Source organism: Enterobacter asburiae (assembly GCF_024599655.1).
Classification (GTDB): domain Bacteria; phylum Pseudomonadota; class Gammaproteobacteria; order Enterobacterales; family Enterobacteriaceae; genus Enterobacter; species Enterobacter asburiae_D.
In genome coordinates this window covers 1,596,370-1,614,785 of the sequence record NZ_CP102247.1, presented here as the reverse complement: position 1 = coordinate 1,614,785, position 18,416 = coordinate 1,596,370, and the positions used below count along the sequence as shown (strand labels likewise).

Below are 18,416 nucleotides of genomic sequence, written 5' to 3'. Positions count from 1 at the left end.
TCCTGAAATTAGTGCGAAGGCAGACCGACGCTGGCGATCTCTTCTTCCGTTAACGGGCGATATTCGCCTGGCGCCAGGTCGGGATCGAGTTCAATCGCACCAATCCGCTCACGATGCAGGCCAACAACGCGGTTCCCCACGGCGGCAAACATACGTTTCACCTGATGGTAACGCCCTTCGCTGATGGTCAGACGGACTTCGGTCGGCGTGATTACCTCAAGCACGGCGGGTTTGGTCAGATCTTTTTCATTATGCAGCTGAACGCCTTTCGTGAATTGCTCTGCCGTGTCATCCGACACCGGCGACTCCAGCGTGACCAGATAGGTTTTCTCGCAGTGGTGACGCGGGGAAGTAATGCGATGCGACCACTGCCCGTCGTCGGTCATCAGCACCAGACCCGTGGTGTCGATGTCGAGACGGCCTGCGGCGTGCAGCTTGTGCGCCACCGGTTCATCAAGGAAATAGAGCACCGTCGGGTGATCCGGATCGTCCGTTGAGCAGACGTAGCCTTCCGGCTTATTGAGCATGAAGTAGCGCGGACCGTGCTGCTGGGTCAGCGGATTGCCGTCATACTCCACCTGATGGTCAGGTTGCAGTTTGAACGCGCTGTCTCTCACAATGTCGCCATCCACGGTAACGCGGCTGGCGCGAATTTCGCGCCCGGCAATAGCGCGGCTTACGCCGAGTTGCTGAGCGATAAACTTATCAAGTCGCATGAAATCTTTTTAGCCTTAATGGTGCTGGAAGTCGGACAACGGGTCCGAAAAAAGAAGCAGTCTGGAACGGTTCAGTATAATGGTCTGGTTGCGCCACTCAAGGGAAAAAGTTTCGTGGCATACTATGTGCGGAATAACGAAACCGAGACCCCATGACTTTTACACTTCGTCCCTATCAGCAGGAAGCCGTTGACGCCACCCTCGCCTGGTTCCGTAAACACCGCGAGCCAGCGGCGATTGTGCTTCCGACCGGCGCAGGCAAAAGCCTGGTCATCGCCGAACTGGCGCGTCTGGCGCGCGGTCGCGTTCTGGTGCTGGCGCACGTCAAAGAGCTCGTCGCGCAAAACCACGCCAAGTATTGTGCGCTTGGGCTGGAAGCCGATATCTTCGCCGCCGGGCTGAAGCGCAAAGAGAGCCACGGTAAAGTGGTCTTTGGCAGCGTGCAGTCGGTGGCGCGCAATCTGGACCTGTTTCGCAGCGAATTTTCGCTGCTGATTGTCGACGAATGCCACCGCATCAGCGACGACGACGACAGCCAGTACCAGCAAATCCTGGCCCACCTGAAAGCGGTGAACCCTGACCTGCGCCTGCTGGGCCTGACGGCGACCCCGTTTCGTCTGGGGAAAGGCTGGATCTATCGCTACCATTATCACGGCATGGTGCGCGGCGATGACAAGGCCCTGTTTAGCGACTGCATTTACGAACTTCCGCTGCGCTACATGATTAAACATGGCTACCTGACGCCGCCTGAACGGCTGGATATGCCGGTGGTACAGTACGATTTCAGCCGTCTGCAGGCGCAGAGCAACGGCTTATTCAGCGAAGCGGATCTCAACCAGGAGCTGAAAAAGCAGAAGCGTATTACGCCGCATATCATCAGCCAGATAGAGGAGTTCGCCGCGACGCGCAAAGGGGTGATGATCTTTGCCGCCACCGTTGAGCACGCGCGAGAAATCACCGGGTTACTGCCCGCCGGCGACGCGGCGTTAATCACCGGCGAGACGCCCGGCCCGGAGCGCGACAGCCTGATTGACGCGTTTAAGGCCCAGCGGTTCCGCTATCTGGTTAACGTGTCGGTATTGACCACCGGCTTTGACGCCCCGCACGTCGACCTGATCGCCATTCTGCGCCCGACCGAATCGGTCAGTCTGTATCAGCAAATTGTTGGCCGCGGCCTGCGTCTGGCCCCGGGAAAAACAGACTGCCTGATTCTGGATTATGCCGGTAACCCGCACGATCTCTATACGCCTGAAGTCGGCGCGCCAAAAGGGAAAAGCGACAACGTGCCCGTGCAGGTCTTTTGCCCAGCCTGCGGGTTTGCCAACACCTTCTGGGGAAAAACCACCGCCGACGGTACGCTGATCGAACACTTTGGCCGCCGCTGTCAGGGCTGGTTTGAAGATGATGACGGGCATCGCGAGCAGTGCGATTTCCGTTTCCGCTTTAAGAACTGCCCGCAGTGCAACGCCGAAAACGACATTGCCGCGCGCCGCTGCCGGGAATGCGACACGGTGCTGGTTGACCCGGACGACATGCTGAAAGCGGCGCTAAAGCTGAAAGATGCGTTGGTGCTGCGCTGTTCCGGCATGGCGCTGCAGCCCGGTGCCGATGAAAAAGGTGAGTGGTTAAAAATCACCTATTACGACGAAGACGGCGCGGACGTCAGCGAGCGCTTCCGGGTCCAGACGCCTGCTCAGCGAATGGCCTTCGAACAGCTGTTTATCCGCCCGCATACCCGAACGCCGGGCGTCCCCCTGCGCTGGATAACCGTGGCCGATATCGTGCGCCAGCAGGTGTTATTGCGCCATCCGGATTTTGTCGTCGCCCGTAAGAAAGGCCAGTTCTGGCAGGTGCGCGAGAAACTCTTTGACTACGAAGGTCGCTTCCGTCGCGCCAACGAATTGCGCGGTTAGCGGGACTTTTCATTGATGTGAGGGGCATTTGAGTATAAAATGCCGCCCGCTTCACATCCGTGAGGCAGAACACTCACCTGCTGCTGGGTCGCCTGTAGCAGGGTTTTAAATACAGAGAGAAATCAATGTTCACTATCGAAGCAGAAGTACGTAACGTGCAGGGTAAGGGTGCGAGCCGCCGCCTGCGTAACGCTAACAAGTTCCCGGCTATCGTTTACGGTGGCGAAGCTGCTCCAGTTGCAATCGAACTGGATCACGACAAACTGTGGAACCTGCAGACCAAAGCTGAATTCTACAGCGAAGTTCTGACCATCGTTGTTGGCGGTAAAGAAGAAAAAGTGAAAGTTCAGGCTGTTCAGCGTCACCCGTTCAAGCCAAAACTGTCTCACATCGACTTCGTTCGCGCGTAATCGCAAACACGTCGAAAAAAACCCCGCTTCTGCGGGGTTTTTTTATGGCTGTTATTTCCCGCCCGAGGTGCGGCGCTGAAGCTGATCGCGCAGGTTCGGCGGCGTGCCTTTAATGGTCAGCGTATCGGTGGCCGGATCCCAGAAGATGCGTTCACCCAGCAACATCGCGTCAAAGTTGATGGTTAACCCGCCGCCGCTACCGGCAAACTTGGTTAACTGACGCAGCGTACTGCGATCCGCCGGGAAGCTCTCTTCAAGCTCATAGCCTTTCTCCGCGGTGAACTCCTGGAAGCTGACTTCGCTGACGCCGGCCAGCTCTTTTGACAGGGACTCCAGCTCGATCTCCTCCCCTGCCTGCAGCTGTTCGTTGCAGTAGCTGTAGACCTGCTGACGCACGGTCTGGCGCTCAGATTTATCGAGCTGCGCTTCTGCTGTGAAGTCATCAACCGCCTGGAGCAGCCCTTTGTTCTGAGCTTTGGCGTTGAGACCTTCGCTGGCACCGAGGAAATCCATAAAGAAATCCGCCACTTTGCGACCCACGCGCCCCTTCAGGAATGTCAGGTAGCGGGTCGACTCCGGATTGGTTTCCCATTCGGTCAAATCAATGCGCGCCACGATATCCGCATGGTTGATATCCAGATAATGCGTTGAGCTGATATCCAGCTGCTCGTTCACGCGCATGCTGCTTAAGTTATTCAGTACGGTGACCAGCAGATACTCTACCGCCAGATAGCGGTAGTGGCAGAACAGCACGATCCCGCCGTCGGCAAACGGATATTTCGCCAGCTCGTCGCGCAGTCGCCCGGTTGCGGCGCGGCTAAACGCCAGAAAATCCTCTTCGCCCTGACGCTGCAGGCGCAGGCTATCAGCCAGTTCACTCTCATCGCTGAACAGGCCATAGGCTTTATTTTTGGCGCTGTAGACGCGATGCAGCTCTGCCATCATCTCCACAACGGTCGCCGTGGGTTCCAGTAACGAATCGCGCAGCACCACTTCAAGGGTTTGCTCATCACGCTTGATAAGCTGGTGCAAGGCAATCTGGTTGATTTCCAGACTCATGATAAACTCTCCTTTTAGACCGGGCGGTATTCAACCACCACCAGGACATGTGTGCAACAACAGATAAAAAAGGGGAAAAAAAGCTGTTGCTACGGTAATATGTTGCCCTTTCATCAACAAACTGATTTTGATTTATGCCACAACATTCCCGCTACAGTGATGAACACGTTGAACAACTGCTCAGTGAGCTGGTCAACGTACTGGAAAAACATAAAACGCCGACCGATCTCTCCCTGATGGTTTTGGGAAATATGGTCACCAACCTGATTAACACCAGCGTTGCTCCGGCTCAGCGTCAGGCGATCGCAAAATCGTTCGCCCAGGCTTTACAGTCGTCCGTCAGCAACGACCCGGCCCATTAAGGGATACGAACAACAGTTTATGGTGACGAATCGTCAGCGCTACCGTGAAAAAGTCTCCCAGATGGTCAGCTGGGGGCACTGGTTTGCCCTGTTCAACATTCTGTTGGCGACGGTCATTGGCTGTCGTTATCTGTTTGTCGCAGACTGGCCAACAACGCTAACCGGGCGTATCTACTCCTGGATAAGCGTTGTCGGTCACTTTAGCTTTTTGGTTTTCGCCACCTATCTGCTGATCCTGTTCCCCTTGACGTTTATCGTCATGTCGCAGCGTCTGATGCGATTCTTGTCCGCCATCCTTGCGACGGTGGGGATGACGCTGCTGCTTATCGACAGTGAAGTGTTCACCCGCTTCCACCTGCACCTCAACCCCATCGTCTGGGAACTGGTGATTAACCCCGACCAGAACGAAACGGCCCGTGACTGGCAGCTGATGTTTATCAGCGTCCCGGTGATCCTGTTGATTGAGATGCTGTTTGCCACCTGGAGCTGGCAAAAACTTCGCAGCCTGACCCGGCGACGCCATTATGCGAAGCCCGTCGCCACGCTCTTTTTCGTCTCATTTATCAGTTCGCACATCATGTATATCTGGGCGGATGCGAACTTCTATCGCCCGATTACCATGCAGCGCGCTAACCTGCCGCTCTCATATCCGATGACGGCCCGTCGCTTCCTCGAGAAACACGGCCTGCTTGATGCGCAGGAGTACCAGCGCCGCCTGGTCGAACAGGGTAACCCGGAAGCCGTCAGCGTTCAGTATCCGCTGAGCGACCTGCACTACCGTGATATGGGGCGCGGGCAAAACGTCCTGCTGATCACCGTCGATGGCCTGAACTATTCGCGCTACGAGAAGCAGATGCCTGCGCTGGCCGATTTCGCCAGTAAAAACGTTTCGTTTACTCAGCATATGAGCTCCGGTAACTCAACCGATGCGGGCATCTTTGGCCTCTTCTACGGCATTTCAGCTGGCTACATGGACGGCGTACTGTCTACCCGCACGCCTGCGGCGCTCATCACCGGGCTGAATCAGCAAGGCTATCAGTTAGGGTTGTTCTCCTCCGACGGCTTTAACAGCCCGCTCTACCGCCAGGCGCTGCTGTCCGATTTCTCACTGCCGACGGCACAAAAACAGTCCGATGCTCAGACCGCCAGCCAGTGGATAAACTGGCTGCAGCGCTACGCCCAGGAAGATAACCGCTGGTTCTCATGGGTTGCCTTTAACGGCACAACGCTTGCTGACAGCAATAAGAATGACTTTGCGCGCCGCTACGGCCGCGCGGCTGGCGATGTTGATGCGCAGATAGGCCGCGTGCTTGATGCGCTTCGCGAGTCGGGCAAGCTGGACAACACCGTGGTGATCGTGACCGCAGGTCATGGGGTGCCGTTAGGTGACGAGACGAAGAGTATGAGCTGGTCTCGTCCGAATCTGCAGGTTCCGCTGGTGATCCACTGGCCAGGCACGCCGGCGCAGCGCATCAATATGCTCACCGAGCATAAAGATGTGATGACTACCCTGATGCAACGCCTGCTGCACGTCAGCACGCCAGCAAACGAGTATTCGCAGGGGCAGGATCTCTTCAGCGCCGCGCGCCGCCACAGCTGGGTGACGGCTGCGGGGAATAACACGCTGGTGGTGACCACGCCGAAGCTGACGCTGGTGCTGAACAGCAACGGGAATTATCAGACGTATAACCTGCAGGGTGAACGGTTGAAAGACCAGAAACCGCAGCTGAGCCTGCTGCTGCAGGTCCTGACGGATGAGAAGCGGTTTATCGCTAACTGATTAATAATAAACCAGTTAGCGACGGATTCCCTTGCATTCAAAACGGAATCGAGTAGTATTCTTTTTATGCGTCGGCACGTAGCGCAGCCTGGTAGCGCACCGTCATGGGGTGTCGGGGGTCGGAGGTTCAAATCCTCTCGTGCCGACCAAATTTTATCATTTATATCAGATGGTTAGGGAGTTAAACACTTCTTACCTTAACCACCTGAATCTATCGACTGGTCTACAATGGTCTTTCTCATGTTTGTACATGATCAGGAATTAACCACGCTTTGCCCTTCCTCTCTGCCCCTTTATTTATTTTTTACTTAACGAGCCGCAATTTCTTTTAGCTTGACACACCGCCATGACGTGCATTCGCTACGGTCATAAACGCTCGCTATGCTACAGGCTGCGCCTGACACTTTCGGCAATAATCAAGAAAGCGATAGCTTTTGGTTTCTCCGTAACCTTTGCAAACATCTTGCCCCGGTTAGGCTTTTTCCCTGTTCTGGCTCTCCTGCTGCCGTTTGGCTTTTCTGGCTTCTGTTCGTAGCCTTTTACATTCGACACAAGATCGATCAGATCGGTATTTTTTAGTAGTTCCGCAATTCTGGCAGGGTTTGCCATCATAGAAAGAGGCTGGCCCGTGTATGTTCCGGGTTTCCGTGTCGCTCTCCTGCTATGGCCATTCATGAAACTACAAGAGCGGGTTTAACCTGCTGTACTCCCGCACCGCTTGCAGGGTTTGCCGTGATAGAAGTAATCCACCTCCGGGCCTCCTTGCGTTTCGTCAGTAGTACATAAAGCCCTTACATGCTGAAAGCATGACAGTCGCGAAGCTACACGGGCTGGTATGTGTTTCTCACATAAGATAAAAGCGAGGCCATGACACAACTACTGATCCGGCTCCCGCTTTATGATCTGGTTATACTTAAACAGGTTGTAACTATTTACCCCCTATTATTGGCTAATCTTGAAAAACGTTTCCCGTGTGAATACATTCTTATCAGCGGGGTTTTTCTTGCTGTATTGATTGATGATCACATAGTCGCCTGTAAGCTGTAGATCCTGCGCTTCATCTACACTCTCGGGGAGGCTGGTTAGTTCCCGGTATACACCGTTTTCACTATCGATCACCTTTGCATAGAACCACGGGAAAACGCCGCCCATATCATAGAAACGGAAACGGATCACACCTTCCCTAACCGCTTCAACTTCTAACTGTCTGCCCTTTGTCGGGCAATTCCCAAACTTGTTTGATCCATCCGGGTTAGTAGTGTTGCAGTAAACATAATCGCTATCACTACCGCTATTCACGTACATAGTAGCAGAGGCATTTAGAGAGATAAGAACCAACACCAAAGCGGCTAAGGCTTGTCCTGCTTTCATTGTTTGCACCCCTGATTTTTAGAGTGATAGAACGGCTTAGGATCTACAGCTTCCCCACTGGCTTTCTCAAAGATTTTGTTATTGTCGATTGCTTCATAGTCGGTGAATTGATCCGGGTCGCTATAGAATTTCATATAGCTAACGTTTACTTTCCCATCGCTGGCATACTGCACAACGTCTATTTCTTCCAGATTATCCCGGCTCCTAAATATAGTGTTAGTAAGCACCGGAGTAGAGGCGGCGTTAGGGTTGTATAGCGGGTAAAGCACACCACCCATGATCAACCCCTTCTCCGTGATACGCATAGGTGACGGGGAAACATCCTTACACGTAAACGGCTTTGAAAGATCAATAGAACTATCAAACATCCCCGCGCGGGCTGGAAGGGCTGCAACCAACATGATCCAGCTTAAGATTAATAACGCTGCTTTATGATAACTTTTCATTCAATTTAGCCACTGAATCCCGAAGGGATTTAAACGCGCCTTTAGGTACTGTAGAAAAAATTTATAGGGGAGGATATCATCCTGATAAACACCATAAATTATTTGTAGGTTTGCATGCACACTTATAGGAGCAACCAACAACGAAAATAACCCTGCTCTGGTGCTCCTTTTCATCATTAAAAATTCTCTGCTAGCATATTAATTCGAAATTGGCTTAGCTTCTTTATCCCACGGTTTAGGGTTTAACCAGCCTTTTGTCGGGCTAAAAGCTTTTCCGCCGTCTAAGGTGTAGATGTGAAGCAGGAAGCCACCCCGGTAGCCATTCTTAACGGCTTTTTCACAGTCGGATTGCATCAAAGCCCCATCACAAACGATCTTCACTTCGCTAACCCCGTTAAGAGGCTTATCAAGAGTCGTAGTTACTCGATTATCTCCCAACGTGGTTACTCCATAGAAATAAAAGCTATATTTCCGGGCCGTATGAAGGTCAGCGGCATATTGCTTGATTTGTTGGGTATTGATTGAGTAATAGCCGGTGCTATCCTTCTTCGCGTTCTCTTGCCCCCATCTATCAACATCATTCAAGAAAGTAACGAGATCTCGTTGCTCCTGCTGTTGCTCTGCCCGATAGCGTTCGGCATTTTGTTGGTTTTGTACATAGAGCCAAACACCACCAATCACGCAAACGCCGACAACAGCTAAAACGGCATAACCGATCCATTTATAGGTACTACGTGGTAACAACTTGAAAATCACGATGATTAAAACAATAGCTAGAAGAAATAGAACGAAACCAACCATTTTTTGAACACCCTCAAACAAACGACGAGAAATGATAACGAGCATTGATTAATCAATGTTGATCCCGATCACACTATTATTCACAATACGTACTCCCCAGTGGTAAATCATCATAATACGTTATGAATCTGGAATTTACCTTCTCAGACTTCACCGTGGAAGTTTTATATGGATCAATAATCCCATCGTAAAGACTAGCCCCGCACGATGTGGGTGATGTGTGAAGATACTTAACCCCGGAGATAGTGATAACCGCTTCTGAACCATCGTTGTAGTTGATTGGTGTTGTACCATTGTCGCAGGTCTATCTAAACCCCAGTAAGCCGTCTGCCTCGAGTTTCTCCGCTGCGTTCACGTTGGACACGGAGAGAAAGATCAGCGCTGTAAAAAGTAAAGATTTCATGTGTGTCGCCTCATAGGCCACTGATTATGGGGAAGATCATAAACACAAAGAGTGAAAACTCTATTGATCAATGACTCTCTTTATCATGATCTCATTCATGTAAGGCGTAGTTAGCTTTTCTACAGTGTTCGTAGAAGGATAAAGCCCCGCTAAATATTCGTTAGCGGCTAGCTCACATTCAACATATGAATCACGGGTTATTGTATTTTGAGGGAAGTCCTTCACTCGGACTTAACATTGAATTTACCAAACGTTAATTGACGGATTATAGCCATTAGAAACACTCCTAAAAAAGCCTAAACACCTGAAATATAATTAGTTAAACCGTCGTGGATGTCGGAGGTTCAAATCCTCTCGTGCCGACCAAAATTATTATCAAAACCAGCCTTTTACGGCTGGTTTTTTTTATGCCATTTCGTCAGGTGTTTTTCGCAGATAAACCAACGTCGCCAGACAAATCACCGCCCCGGCATAGAAGGTATACTGCGCACCAAACGTCTCCCAGATTGCTCCTGCTCCCAGGCTGGCGACTAATAACCCCACGCCGCTGACAAGACTAAAAATACCGTAGGCGGTACCGCGCAGATCCGCGGGCGCGGTTTTCGCAATCATTGCCGCCAGCAGCCCCTGGGTCATGCCCATATGTATCCCCCATAGCGCAACGCCTAAAATAATGCCTGCCCAGTGGGTGCTCAGCGCCAGCACAATGTCCGCGCCAATCAGCACCACCAGCCCCCACTGCAATAATCGGGTGTGGCTCATCACATCGGATAACTTGCCAAACGGATAGGCAGAGAGGAAATAGAGCAGATTCATGGCAACCATCACCAGCGGGATCAGCGCCAGCGGCACACCCGACTGCTGAGCACGAAGGACAAGAAATGCTTCGCTGAAACGTGCGAGCGTGAAGATGGCTCCCAGGCCAATGACCCACCAGCAGCCTTTCCCGAGGCGCCTGAGGTTCTCTCTTTTGATGGGATTTGTTCGTTTATGTTCGACAGGGGCTTTAGGCTCATGCAGGCCGAAGAAAAGCAAGGCAACGGCGAGTACGCCGGGGATCACCGCAATCCAGAAAATGGTGCGGAAATCATCATTCCACAGCAGCATTAAGCCTACGGCCAGCAGCGGCCCGAGAAAGGCGCCAATGGTGTCCATCGACTGACGCAAACCAAAGGCCGCGCCGCGGAGTTCCGGCGGCGTAACGTCAGCGACCAGCGCATCGCGCGGCGCCCCCCGGATCCCCTTCCCTACCCGGTCGATTAAACGTGCCCCAAGAATCATGCCGGAGGAGGAGGCAATAGCAAACAACGGTTTACTCAACGCGCCAAGACCGTAGCCCAGAACAGCCAGCCCTTTACGTTTGCCCAGATAATCACTGATTGCGCCGGAAAACACTTTGATAAACAGCGCCGTGGCCTCGGCCAGACCTTCAATCAAACCAATGAAAATCACGCTGGCACCCAGCGTCGTGACCATAAACAACGGCAGCAGGCTGTGAATGATCTCCGAGGAGATATCCATCAACATGCTGACCCCACCCACAACCCAGACTCCTTTCGGGATCCGGCTGAGCGTTGCAAACCGGGATAACATTGCGCATCTCCTGCTGTATGTCGAACAACCTCGTTCGAAACAGAATATCCTGGAAATGCGAATAAAAATCATCTGATATAAAAAAAGCCAGCCCGCAGGCTGGCTTCATTCTCTGGGTGAATGCTTAGCGCTTCTCACGTCCACCCAGGAAGAAAATGCCCAGCGGGATGGCCAGCAGAACGGTGAACACCAGGCTGTAGACGAAGATCATCGCCGATTGCAGGACATACATACTGGTTGTCCAGGCAGAGAGGGGGATATTGTACTGTTCGATCACGCCAACAATGGTTGCCCGCCCCACGCACGCGGCAGCAATCATAAACACGACCAGCAGCGCCAGGAGGAATTTGCGGCCTTCAGGTGTTTTCAGTTTTGCACGAACCATCTCTCTTCCCTTTTACAGATGAATAACATTATATAAGGTCTAAAATAACACGAACTGGCACTCGACTCCACATCAGCATAAAAAACCACTAAACAGGATGTTTAAGAGCGCATAACGCTAGCCATAGTGAAAATGTAAGTAAATAACACCATTCATTCATAGTTGTTATGTTAACCTGCGCAGGATCGTTTTGACATAAAGGAATGACAATGAAAAACGCACCTAAATTTGCCATCGCCCTCATCGCCGCCGCGTGCGTCAGCAGCAGTGCTTTCGCCAGCGAAACCCCAAAAGAGCAGCCGCTGGAAAAAGTGGCTCCGTACCCGCAGGCGGACAAAGGGATGAAGCGTCAGGTGATCCAGCTGCCGGTTCAGCAGGATGAAGCGAACTTCAAAGTGGAACTGTTAATTGGCAAGACGCTGGAAGTGGACTGCAACCAGCACCGTCTGGGCGGTCAGCTGGAAAGCAAAACCCTGGAAGGCTGGGGTTACGACTATTACGTCTTTGATAAAGTGACCTCTCCGGTCTCCACCATGATGGCCTGCCCGGACGGCAAAAAAGAGAAGAAATTTGTGACGGCGTATCTGGGCGACAACAGTCTGCTGCGCTACAACAGCAAGCTGCCGATCGTGGTCTATACGCCTGAAAACGTGGAAGTTAAGTATCGCGTGTGGAAGGCGGACGAGAACGTCGGTCAAGCGGTAGTACGTTAAAAATAAGTCGGGTGGCGGCTTCGCCTTACCCGACCTACAAAACAACACCGAACGTAGGCCGGGTAAGCGTCATCGCCACCCGGCTTTTTTACACTACAGCGCGATATCCGCAACCGGTTTGTTTTCCGGCTGAGGCTTCAGCTCCGCTTTTGGCGCAGCATCCGCAGCCTGCGGCTTGATGTATTGCAGCTGCAGTACGCGGCTGGTGTATTCCAGCTCCTGCTCCGTCGCGCTCACGTTGCCATTCAGCTTCGTGCCGTAGGATGGAATAATGGTTTTCAGCTTCGCCTGCCATTCCGGGCTGGCGACTTTATCTTTAAACACTTTTTCCATCAGGTGCAGCATGATTGGCGCAGCGGTAGACGCGCCCGGTGACGCACCCAGCAGCGCGGCGATGGTACCATCCTTATCGCTCACCACTTCGGTACCCAGACGCAGCACGCCGCCCTCTTTCGGATCGCGCTTGATGATCTGTACGCGCTGACCCGCCTGCCACAAACGCCAGTCTTCTTTCTTCGCCTGCGGATAGTACTCTTTCAGCGCCTCGAAACGGTCGTCGTCAGAGAGCATCACCTGGCTAATCAGATATTTCACCAGGTCGAAGTTATCCAGACCCACGTCCATCATCGGTTTGACGTTAGAAGTAGTTGTGGCGCTGAGCAGATCCCACAGGGAGCCATTTTTCAGGAACTTCGTGGAGAAGGTTGCGAACGGCCCAAACAGCACCACGCGTTTGCCGTCAAGCATACGGGTGTCGATGTGCGGAACAGACATCGGCGGTGCGCCAACGGAAGCCTGGCCGTACACTTTTGCCAGATGACGGTTCACCACATCCGGGTTATCGGACACCAGGAACTGGCCGCCCACCGGGAAGCCCGCGTAGTCGTCCGCTTCCGGAATACCGGACTCCTGCAGCAGCTTCAGCGCCGCGCCGCCCGCACCGATAAAGACAAACTTCGCCTTGATGACGTGCTCGGCTTCGTTGTTTTTCAGATCGGCAACGGTCACGCTCCAGCTGTTATCCGCGTTGCGCTTGAAACCGCGCACTTCGGTGCTGAGCTGCAGGTTGAAGTTCTCTTTTTTCTTCAGAGACGTCACCAGCTGACGGGTAATTTCACCGTAGTTAACGTCGGTACCAATTTCGGTACGGGTCGCCGCCACTTTCTGGTTCGGGTCACGACCTTCCATGACCAGCGGAGCCCACTCTTTAATCTGCGCGTGGTCTTCAGAGTATTTCATCCCGCGGAACAGCGTGCTCTGCTGCAGAGCGGCGTAGCGCGCGCGCAGGAAGTTAACGTTCTGCTCACCCCACACAAAGCTCATGTGCGGCACGGTGTTGATGAAGGAGTGCGGGTCGTGCATCACGCCGCTGTTGACCTGATGAGACCAGAACTGGCGAGAAACCTGGAATGCTTCGTTGATCTCTACCGCCTTCTCGATACTAATGGAACCGTCCTTTTTCTGCGGCGTATAGTTCAGTTCCATGAGTGCCGAATGTCCGGTACCGGCATTATTCCATCCATTCGAACTCTCCTGCGCCACGCCATCAAGGCGCTCGACCATGGTCATAGACCAGTCCGGCTGCAGTTCTTGCAGATAGGTTCCCAGCGTGGCGCTCATGATACCGCCACCAATTAAAAGGACGTCCGTTTCCTGCTCTTTTGGTGCGTCAGCTTTCGCCGCCATGGAGACGGTGTTAAGCCCCACGGCCAGAGAAAAGAGCATGGCAGTCATTTTTTTCATAATTTATGCCTTAGTGTAAAAGTGCTTGATGCGTGGAAATTGCAGGTGAAAAAAGCTGCGGGGGCACGGTAACAACTTTTAAATATTGTTTAAAGGTTACGAAATTATTGTAATTGTGAAATTTAATGATGGATTGTTTGTGAGGAATTATCGATGCGTCTGGTAAAGCGCGGTTTTACTGGCTAGTATGTTGCGTTTTGTGATCGCGCGCGCGGAAGCCTGCCCTAACCAGCGAACTGTTATGTCCTTACCCCATTCTGCCGTATCTCCCGAAAACCGCGTAGCCAACGTGCTGCGTTCCCCTAAGCAGCTGACGCGTGAAACGCTGGCAGGCGTGATTACCGCCCTGGCGCTGATCCCCGAGGTTATCTCATTTTCGGTGGTGGCGGGCGTTGATCCGAAGGTCAGCCTGATCGCCTCCGTGGTGCTGTGTCTTGCCCTGTCGGTACTGGGCGGTCGCCCGGCGATGGTCACGGCAGCGGCCGGTTCCGTGGCGCTGGTCATTGGCCCGATGGTGCATCAGCACGGCGTACAGTATATTCTTCCCGCCGTGCTGATGGCTGGCGTGATTCAGATTCTGTTTGGCGTGCTGGGTATGGCAAGGCTGATGCGCTTTATTCCTCAGTCGGTCATGACCGGGTTTGTTAACGCCCTCGGCATTTTGATCTTCTTCGCTCAGGTGCCGCATTTCTGGAGCCGAAGCCCGCTGATTGTGGGCCTGTTCGTGCTGACGCTGCTGATCGTGCTGTGGGTGCCGCGCTATATCAAAAGCATCCCTTCCCCGCTGATTGCGATTGTTGTGCTTACCTTGTTCACCGTTTCAACCGGACAAATCCTGCCGACCGTGGGCGATGAAGGCTCCATGAGCGGCGGTTTGCCGGGTCTTACCGAACTTCTGGTCCCCCTCAATGTACAGACGCTGAGCATTATCTGGCCGTGCGCGTTGAGCATCGCGTTTGTCGGCCTGCTGGAATCCCTGCTGACGGCAAAGCTGGTGGATGAGCTGACCGCGACACCGTCAGGTAAACGCCGCGAAAGCATTGGATTAGGCGTCGGCAATATTCTGGCCGGATTTTATGGCGGTATTGCAGGCTGCGCGATGATTGGGCAAACCATCGTCAACGTGGAGATGGGTAAAGGTCGAAGCCGCATTTCAACCTTTGCGGCGGGCATCGTGCTGCTGATCCTGGTGACGGCGCTCAGCGACGTGATGGCCAAAATCCCGATGGCGGTGCTGGCGGGTATTATGGCGATTGTCGCCGTTAAAACCTTCAGCTGGCACAGCCTTCAGCCAGCCACGGTGAAAACGGCCCCGATTGCAGAAACGGTGGTCATGCTGGTCACCGTAGCCGCCACGGTATCCACCGGCAATCTGGCGATTGGCGTGTTGGGCGGGATTATCGTCATGGCACTCCTCCCCGCCCGCATTAAGCGTCGGCTTAAAGAAGAAAAACCGTCGCCAGCCCAAGAAAAATAAAGAAACCGCCGGTATCGGTGATGGCGGTGATCATCACGCTCGACCCCACCGCGGGGTCGCGCCCCAGTTTGGTCATCGTCAGCGGGATAATCACGCCCATTATCGACGCTACCAGTAGGTTCAGCACCATCGCCAGCATCATCACGCCGCCCAGGGCCATATCGTCGTACAGCCACCAGGTGATGCCGCCCATAATCCCGCCCCACACCAGGCCGTTAATTAGCGCGACGCCCATCTCTCTAAAAATGAGCCACGAAAAGTTACCTGGCTGAATATTTTCCAGCGCAAGGGCGCGAACGATCATGGTTATAGTTTGGTTTCCTGTGTTACCACCAATCCCTGCGACAATCGGCATCAGCGAGGCCAGCGCCACCAGCTGTGAAATGGTGTGTTCAAAACCGTCAATCACCCGGGAGGCGATAAACGCGGTACAGAGGTTAATGGCCAGCCACGCCCAGCGCGTTTTCACCGCCTTGCCCACAGAAGCGTGGACATCGTCTTCCGCGCTGATCCCGCCGAGCGCACGCAGGTCATTGTCGGTTTCTTCGTAGACCACATCAACGATCTCATCTATGGTCAGACGCCCCATCAGTTTGCCGACAGAATCCACGACGGCGGCGCTGACGAGGTCGTCACGTTCGAAGGTACGCGCCGCTTTCTCCGCATCGTCTTCCGGGGAGAAAACCATCGGCTCGTTTTCCATCACCTCGCTCACCTTCCGCTGGGTGCTATTGAGCAGGATAGTTTTCAGCTCCAGTTCGCCGAGCAGGGTTTTATCCCGGGAGGTGACGAACAGCTTATCGGTGTTGTCCGGCATCTTGCCCAGTCGACGCAGGTAGCGCTGCACGGTGCCGAGCGTCACGTCCGGTCGCACCGTGATAACGCCGAACTCCATGATCGCGCCGACGCTGTTTTTCTCGTAGTGCATCACCTGACGCACGCGCGCCCGCTCCTCCGCAGGCAGCGACGCCAGCAGGCGACCGGTCAGGTTTCGCGGCAGGTGCTGAACGAGGTAAATCTGCTCGTCGATATCCAGGGTTTGCACAGCGTCGAGAATGTCCCGGTCGCTCATCTCGTCGATCAGGTCGTCCCAGACGTTTTCAGAGGCCTCAAGCAGCACCTGCCCGCGCTCGTGATCCTGCACCAGACGCCACAGGGCGTGGCGTTCTTCCGAGGGAAGCGCCTCAAGGGTATCCGCCAGATCCGGCGGAGGTAAATGAGCAACCAGCGCACCTACCTCAGCAATATCGTCGGCCAGGGTGCCGACATCATATTGCTCAGCCAGGGTGAGTTTGCCTAATAGCGTAGAAGTGACCGCTTTATCGGTCGTGAGAAGCCAGATGAGTCGCGCGCGCTCCTGGTCACGCTGCCTGGCGCTGTTTTTCTTTAATACCGACATCAATCATAAATCCATTAAATGAGTTGGGGTTAAGCATAGCGCGGGGATATGTAAATAAGAATAAACAACGGGACGGGATGGAGAAAAAAGCGGCATTACGGCCACGATCTATCCCCTCTCCCTGTGGGAGAGGGTTAGGGTGAGGGCATCAGGCCGTACGCGCCACCGCGTCACGCGAGGCCGCATCGCGCTCTTCACCAGTCAGCTCGCTCAGCTTGCCGTCGCGCATCTCCAGCAGGCGGTCAGCATGTATGAAGTAGTGATCGTCGTGGCTGATGGCGAAAATGGTTTTGCCCATCTCCTGCATCAGCGGCAGCAGCACCTGATAAAACTCGCGGCGGAAGTGCGGGTCCTGATCCGCTGCCCACTCATCCAGCAGGATGATGTCACGCTCTTCCGCCAGCGCCAGCAGCAGCGCCACGCGTTTTTTCTGCCCTTTGGAAAGCTTCAGGTTGAGGATCTTCCCGTCCTGTAACTCCAGCTTGTGCGACATCTGCAGCTGCGCCAGCCATTTTTCCACCAGCGCAGGATTGGCCTGTTGCCCTTCCGGCCCCAGCAGCCGATCGAACAGCCAGACGTCGGTGAACACCGCCGAGAAAAGCTTGCGGTAATCCTCGGGCTTCTCCGCGCTCAGCACCGTGCCGTCCAGCAAAATCTCGCCCGACTGCGGCTGATAGAGTCCGGTCAGCAGCATCGCCAGCGTAGATTTACCGCTGCCGTTGCCGCCGATGAGGAACAGCAGTTCACCGCGGTGGATCGTCAGGTTGACCGGCCCCACGGAGAAGGCGCTGTCCTGATAGCGGAACGTGACGTTACGCAGCTCCAGCGTCTGCCAGTTCGGGAAGGCCTGCGGGCGCGGGAATTCGGCTTTAAACGGTGCGAGATCGAATTTGTTGAGCTTTTTAAATGCCACCTGCGCACTCAGCAAGGTAGGCAACGCACCGACCGCCGAGAGCAGCGGCGTGCGCAGAAACAGCAGCGTCAGCGAGTAGGTTGCCGCGACGTTGGTGTCCGCCCAGCCCAGGCTGTTCGCCATCCAGAATACCAGGCCAATGGCACCCAGCATCATAATGTTTGACCAGTTCACCGCGCTCAGGTGGAAGGTATCGGCGCGAATAATGTGATGACGGTATTCGCGCGCGTCCGGAATATAGAGGTTATTAAAGATATGCTCGGCGCGCTCGCGGTTCAGGGTGAGCTCTTTGCGTCCTTCCAGTACCGTCTGGTAATCGTTATAGAGCTTATCTTCGGTTTCGCGCAGCACCGCCATGTGTTTGTAGACGCGCGACACCAGCATAAAGCCGCCCCAGATGGTAATGGCAATCCACAGCGCGGTCACCGCCAGCATTGTGCTGGAGAGCCAGGCGAGATATGCGGCCGATCCAAAGGTCAGAATGATCCCCTGCACCAGCTCAGGCAGACGCACGAACGCGATAGTAATGGCGCGCACGTCGCTGGTCAGCCCCGCCAGCAGGGAAGCGCTGCCGAGCTGCTCAACGCGCTCTATCTGGGTGTCCAGGATCCGCTTGATAAACTCACTGCGCAAACGGAAAACGAAATGGTGTCCGAGCGCGGTCAGCGCAAGCTGGGAGCCGAGCGTAACCGCCATCAACAGGAGCAGCAGGCCGAGAAACTCCGGCAATACGGCGATCGAGGTGTCGACCATTTCAATCAACCGCACGTTAATAAACGCGATCAGGCCAATACCCAGCGCGGCGCTGGCAAGGCTTAATGCCATTACGGCGATGAAGGGCCAGCGGTACTGACGCCAGACGAGGAGAAGTAGTTGCATGCAGGCAATCCGGACAATAAAAATCAGCCAGCAGTGTAAACTGCCCTGCGCGG

At 54.1% G+C, this 18,416-nt stretch carries 17 protein-coding genes and 1 tRNA gene; 7 read left to right on the top strand and 11 right to left on the bottom strand.

Annotation, left to right across the window (positions count from 1 at the left end; genetic code table 11):
• Nucleotides 1-8 precede the first annotated feature (8 nt).
• Nucleotides 9-716, bottom strand: a complete 708-nt coding sequence (rsuA, locus tag NQ230_RS07675) for a 16S rRNA pseudouridine(516) synthase RsuA (RefSeq protein ID WP_159514585.1) — start codon at nt 714-716, stop codon at nt 9-11.
• 152 nt (nt 717-868) lie between these two features.
• On the opposite strand from rsuA, the gene radD reads away from it, so the two are divergent.
• Both radD and rplY read left to right on the top strand, forming a co-directional pair.
• Nucleotides 869-2,629, top strand: coding sequence for a DNA repair helicase RadD (radD, locus tag NQ230_RS07670; protein WP_257260656.1), 1,761 nt, complete (start codon nt 869-871; stop codon nt 2,627-2,629).
• 125 nt (nt 2,630-2,754) lie between these two features.
• Nucleotides 2,755-3,039 carry a 50S ribosomal protein L25 gene (gene rplY, locus NQ230_RS07665; protein WP_029740955.1) on the top strand — a complete coding sequence of 95 codons (285 nt, stop codon included), beginning with the start codon at nt 2,755-2,757 and terminating at the stop codon, nt 3,037-3,039.
• A 51-nt stretch (nt 3,040-3,090) separates the two neighbouring features.
• Here the strand turns inward: rplY and yejK are convergent, their stop codons facing one another.
• The gene (gene yejK, locus NQ230_RS07660) at nt 3,091-4,098 is read right to left on the bottom strand and encodes a nucleoid-associated protein YejK (RefSeq protein WP_257260653.1); all 1,008 of its coding nucleotides are present in this window, start codon (nt 4,096-4,098) and stop codon (nt 3,091-3,093) included.
• Between the two features lie 134 nt (nt 4,099-4,232).
• On the opposite strand from yejK, the gene NQ230_RS07655 reads away from it, so the two are divergent.
• From NQ230_RS07655 to NQ230_RS07645, 3 genes are all read left to right on the top strand, one after another.
• A complete protein-coding gene (locus NQ230_RS07655) occupies nt 4,233-4,460 on the top strand; it encodes a YejL family protein (RefSeq protein ID WP_008500958.1) in 228 nt (75 codons plus the stop codon).
• 19 nt (nt 4,461-4,479) lie between these two features.
• Nucleotides 4,480-6,240, top strand: a complete 1,761-nt coding sequence (gene yejM / locus NQ230_RS07650; RefSeq protein WP_257260651.1) for an LPS biosynthesis-modulating metalloenzyme YejM — start codon at nt 4,480-4,482, stop codon at nt 6,238-6,240.
• 72 nt (nt 6,241-6,312) lie between these two features.
• Nucleotides 6,313-6,389: transfer RNA gene (locus NQ230_RS07645), tRNA-Pro, on the top strand.
• Nucleotides 6,390-6,624: 235 nt separating this feature from the next.
• Here NQ230_RS07645 and NQ230_RS07640 read toward each other — a convergent pair.
• From NQ230_RS07640 to NQ230_RS07615, 6 genes are all read right to left on the bottom strand, one after another.
• Complete coding sequence (locus NQ230_RS07640) at nt 6,625-6,852, bottom strand: hypothetical protein (RefSeq protein WP_193939406.1); 228 nt, start codon at nt 6,850-6,852, stop codon at nt 6,625-6,627.
• A gap of 330 nt (nt 6,853-7,182) precedes the next feature.
• On the bottom strand, nt 7,183-7,611 hold the full coding sequence (locus NQ230_RS07635) for a hypothetical protein (RefSeq protein ID WP_193939405.1): 429 nt from the start codon (nt 7,609-7,611) through the stop codon (nt 7,183-7,185).
• Nucleotides 7,608-8,057, bottom strand: coding sequence for a hypothetical protein (locus tag NQ230_RS07630; RefSeq protein WP_193939404.1), 450 nt, complete (start codon nt 8,055-8,057; stop codon nt 7,608-7,610). Before NQ230_RS07630 ends, NQ230_RS07635 begins: the two co-directional genes overlap by 4 nt.
• Before the next feature lie 198 nt (nt 8,058-8,255).
• Nucleotides 8,256-8,903, bottom strand: coding sequence for a hypothetical protein (locus tag NQ230_RS07625; protein ID WP_257260647.1), 648 nt, complete (start codon nt 8,901-8,903; stop codon nt 8,256-8,258).
• Nucleotides 8,904-9,666: 763 nt separating this feature from the next.
• The gene (locus NQ230_RS07620; protein ID WP_159514588.1) at nt 9,667-10,854 is read right to left on the bottom strand and encodes an MFS transporter; all 1,188 of its coding nucleotides are present in this window, start codon (nt 10,852-10,854) and stop codon (nt 9,667-9,669) included.
• Between the two features lie 124 nt (nt 10,855-10,978).
• Nucleotides 10,979-11,239: a DUF2534 family protein gene (locus tag NQ230_RS07615; protein ID WP_063143759.1), complete on the bottom strand. Its 261-nt coding sequence runs from the start codon at nt 11,237-11,239 to the stop codon at nt 10,979-10,981.
• A gap of 209 nt (nt 11,240-11,448) precedes the next feature.
• On the opposite strand from NQ230_RS07615, the gene eco reads away from it, so the two are divergent.
• Nucleotides 11,449-11,952, top strand: coding sequence for a serine protease inhibitor ecotin (gene eco / locus NQ230_RS07610; RefSeq protein ID WP_063440883.1), 504 nt, complete (start codon nt 11,449-11,451; stop codon nt 11,950-11,952).
• A gap of 93 nt (nt 11,953-12,045) precedes the next feature.
• On the opposite strand, the gene mqo is transcribed toward eco, so the two are convergent.
• A complete protein-coding gene (gene mqo, locus NQ230_RS07605; RefSeq protein WP_121425301.1) occupies nt 12,046-13,695 on the bottom strand; it encodes a malate dehydrogenase (quinone) in 1,650 nt (549 codons plus the stop codon).
• 187 nt (nt 13,696-13,882) lie between these two features.
• On the opposite strand from mqo, the gene NQ230_RS07600 reads away from it, so the two are divergent.
• Nucleotides 13,883-15,172 carry a SulP family inorganic anion transporter gene (locus NQ230_RS07600; RefSeq protein WP_257260644.1) on the top strand — a complete coding sequence of 430 codons (1,290 nt, stop codon included), beginning with the start codon at nt 13,883-13,885 and terminating at the stop codon, nt 15,170-15,172.
• On the opposite strand, the gene mgtE is transcribed toward NQ230_RS07600, so the two are convergent.
• Together mgtE and NQ230_RS07590 are read right to left on the bottom strand one after the other, a co-directional pair.
• Nucleotides 15,135-16,571 (bottom strand): magnesium transporter, encoded by a 1,437-nt coding sequence (mgtE, locus tag NQ230_RS07595; RefSeq protein WP_159514591.1) that lies wholly within the window; start codon nt 16,569-16,571, stop codon nt 15,135-15,137. The two genes, NQ230_RS07600 and mgtE, sit on opposite strands and share 38 nt — an antisense overlap.
• 148 nt (nt 16,572-16,719) lie before the next feature.
• Nucleotides 16,720-18,363, bottom strand: coding sequence for a multidrug ABC transporter permease/ATP-binding protein (locus NQ230_RS07590; protein WP_257260641.1), 1,644 nt, complete (start codon nt 18,361-18,363; stop codon nt 16,720-16,722).
• Nucleotides 18,364-18,416 lie beyond the last annotated feature (53 nt).

Bases quoted from the DNA above. Each gene is read 5' to 3' on its own strand.
- rsuA (WP_159514585.1), bottom strand. From the start codon at position 716: ATGCGACTTGATAAGTTTATCGCTCAGCAACTCGGCGTAAGCCGCGCT.
- radD (WP_257260656.1), top strand. From the start codon at position 869: ATGACTTTTACACTTCGTCCCTATCAGCAGGAAGCCGTTGACGCCACC.
- rplY (WP_029740955.1), top strand. From the start codon at position 2,755: ATGTTCACTATCGAAGCAGAAGTACGTAACGTGCAGGGTAAGGGTGCG.
- yejK (WP_257260653.1), bottom strand. From the start codon at position 4,098: ATGAGTCTGGAAATCAACCAGATTGCCTTGCACCAGCTTATCAAGCGT.
- NQ230_RS07655 (WP_008500958.1), top strand. From the start codon at position 4,233: ATGCCACAACATTCCCGCTACAGTGATGAACACGTTGAACAACTGCTC.
- yejM (WP_257260651.1), top strand. From the start codon at position 4,480: ATGGTGACGAATCGTCAGCGCTACCGTGAAAAAGTCTCCCAGATGGTC.
- NQ230_RS07640 (WP_193939406.1), bottom strand. From the start codon at position 6,852: ATGATGGCAAACCCTGCCAGAATTGCGGAACTACTAAAAAATACCGAT.
- NQ230_RS07635 (WP_193939405.1), bottom strand. From the start codon at position 7,611: ATGAAAGCAGGACAAGCCTTAGCCGCTTTGGTGTTGGTTCTTATCTCT.
- NQ230_RS07630 (WP_193939404.1), bottom strand. From the start codon at position 8,057: ATGAAAAGTTATCATAAAGCAGCGTTATTAATCTTAAGCTGGATCATG.
- NQ230_RS07625 (WP_257260647.1), bottom strand. From the start codon at position 8,903: ATGCTCGTTATCATTTCTCGTCGTTTGTTTGAGGGTGTTCAAAAAATG.
- NQ230_RS07620 (WP_159514588.1), bottom strand. From the start codon at position 10,854: ATGTTATCCCGGTTTGCAACGCTCAGCCGGATCCCGAAAGGAGTCTGG.
- NQ230_RS07615 (WP_063143759.1), bottom strand. From the start codon at position 11,239: ATGGTTCGTGCAAAACTGAAAACACCTGAAGGCCGCAAATTCCTCCTG.
- eco (WP_063440883.1), top strand. From the start codon at position 11,449: ATGAAAAACGCACCTAAATTTGCCATCGCCCTCATCGCCGCCGCGTGC.
- mqo (WP_121425301.1), bottom strand. From the start codon at position 13,695: ATGAAAAAAATGACTGCCATGCTCTTTTCTCTGGCCGTGGGGCTTAAC.
- NQ230_RS07600 (WP_257260644.1), top strand. From the start codon at position 13,883: ATGTTGCGTTTTGTGATCGCGCGCGCGGAAGCCTGCCCTAACCAGCGA.
- mgtE (WP_159514591.1), bottom strand. From the start codon at position 16,571: ATGTCGGTATTAAAGAAAAACAGCGCCAGGCAGCGTGACCAGGAGCGC.
- NQ230_RS07590 (WP_257260641.1), bottom strand. From the start codon at position 18,363: ATGCAACTACTTCTCCTCGTCTGGCGTCAGTACCGCTGGCCCTTCATC.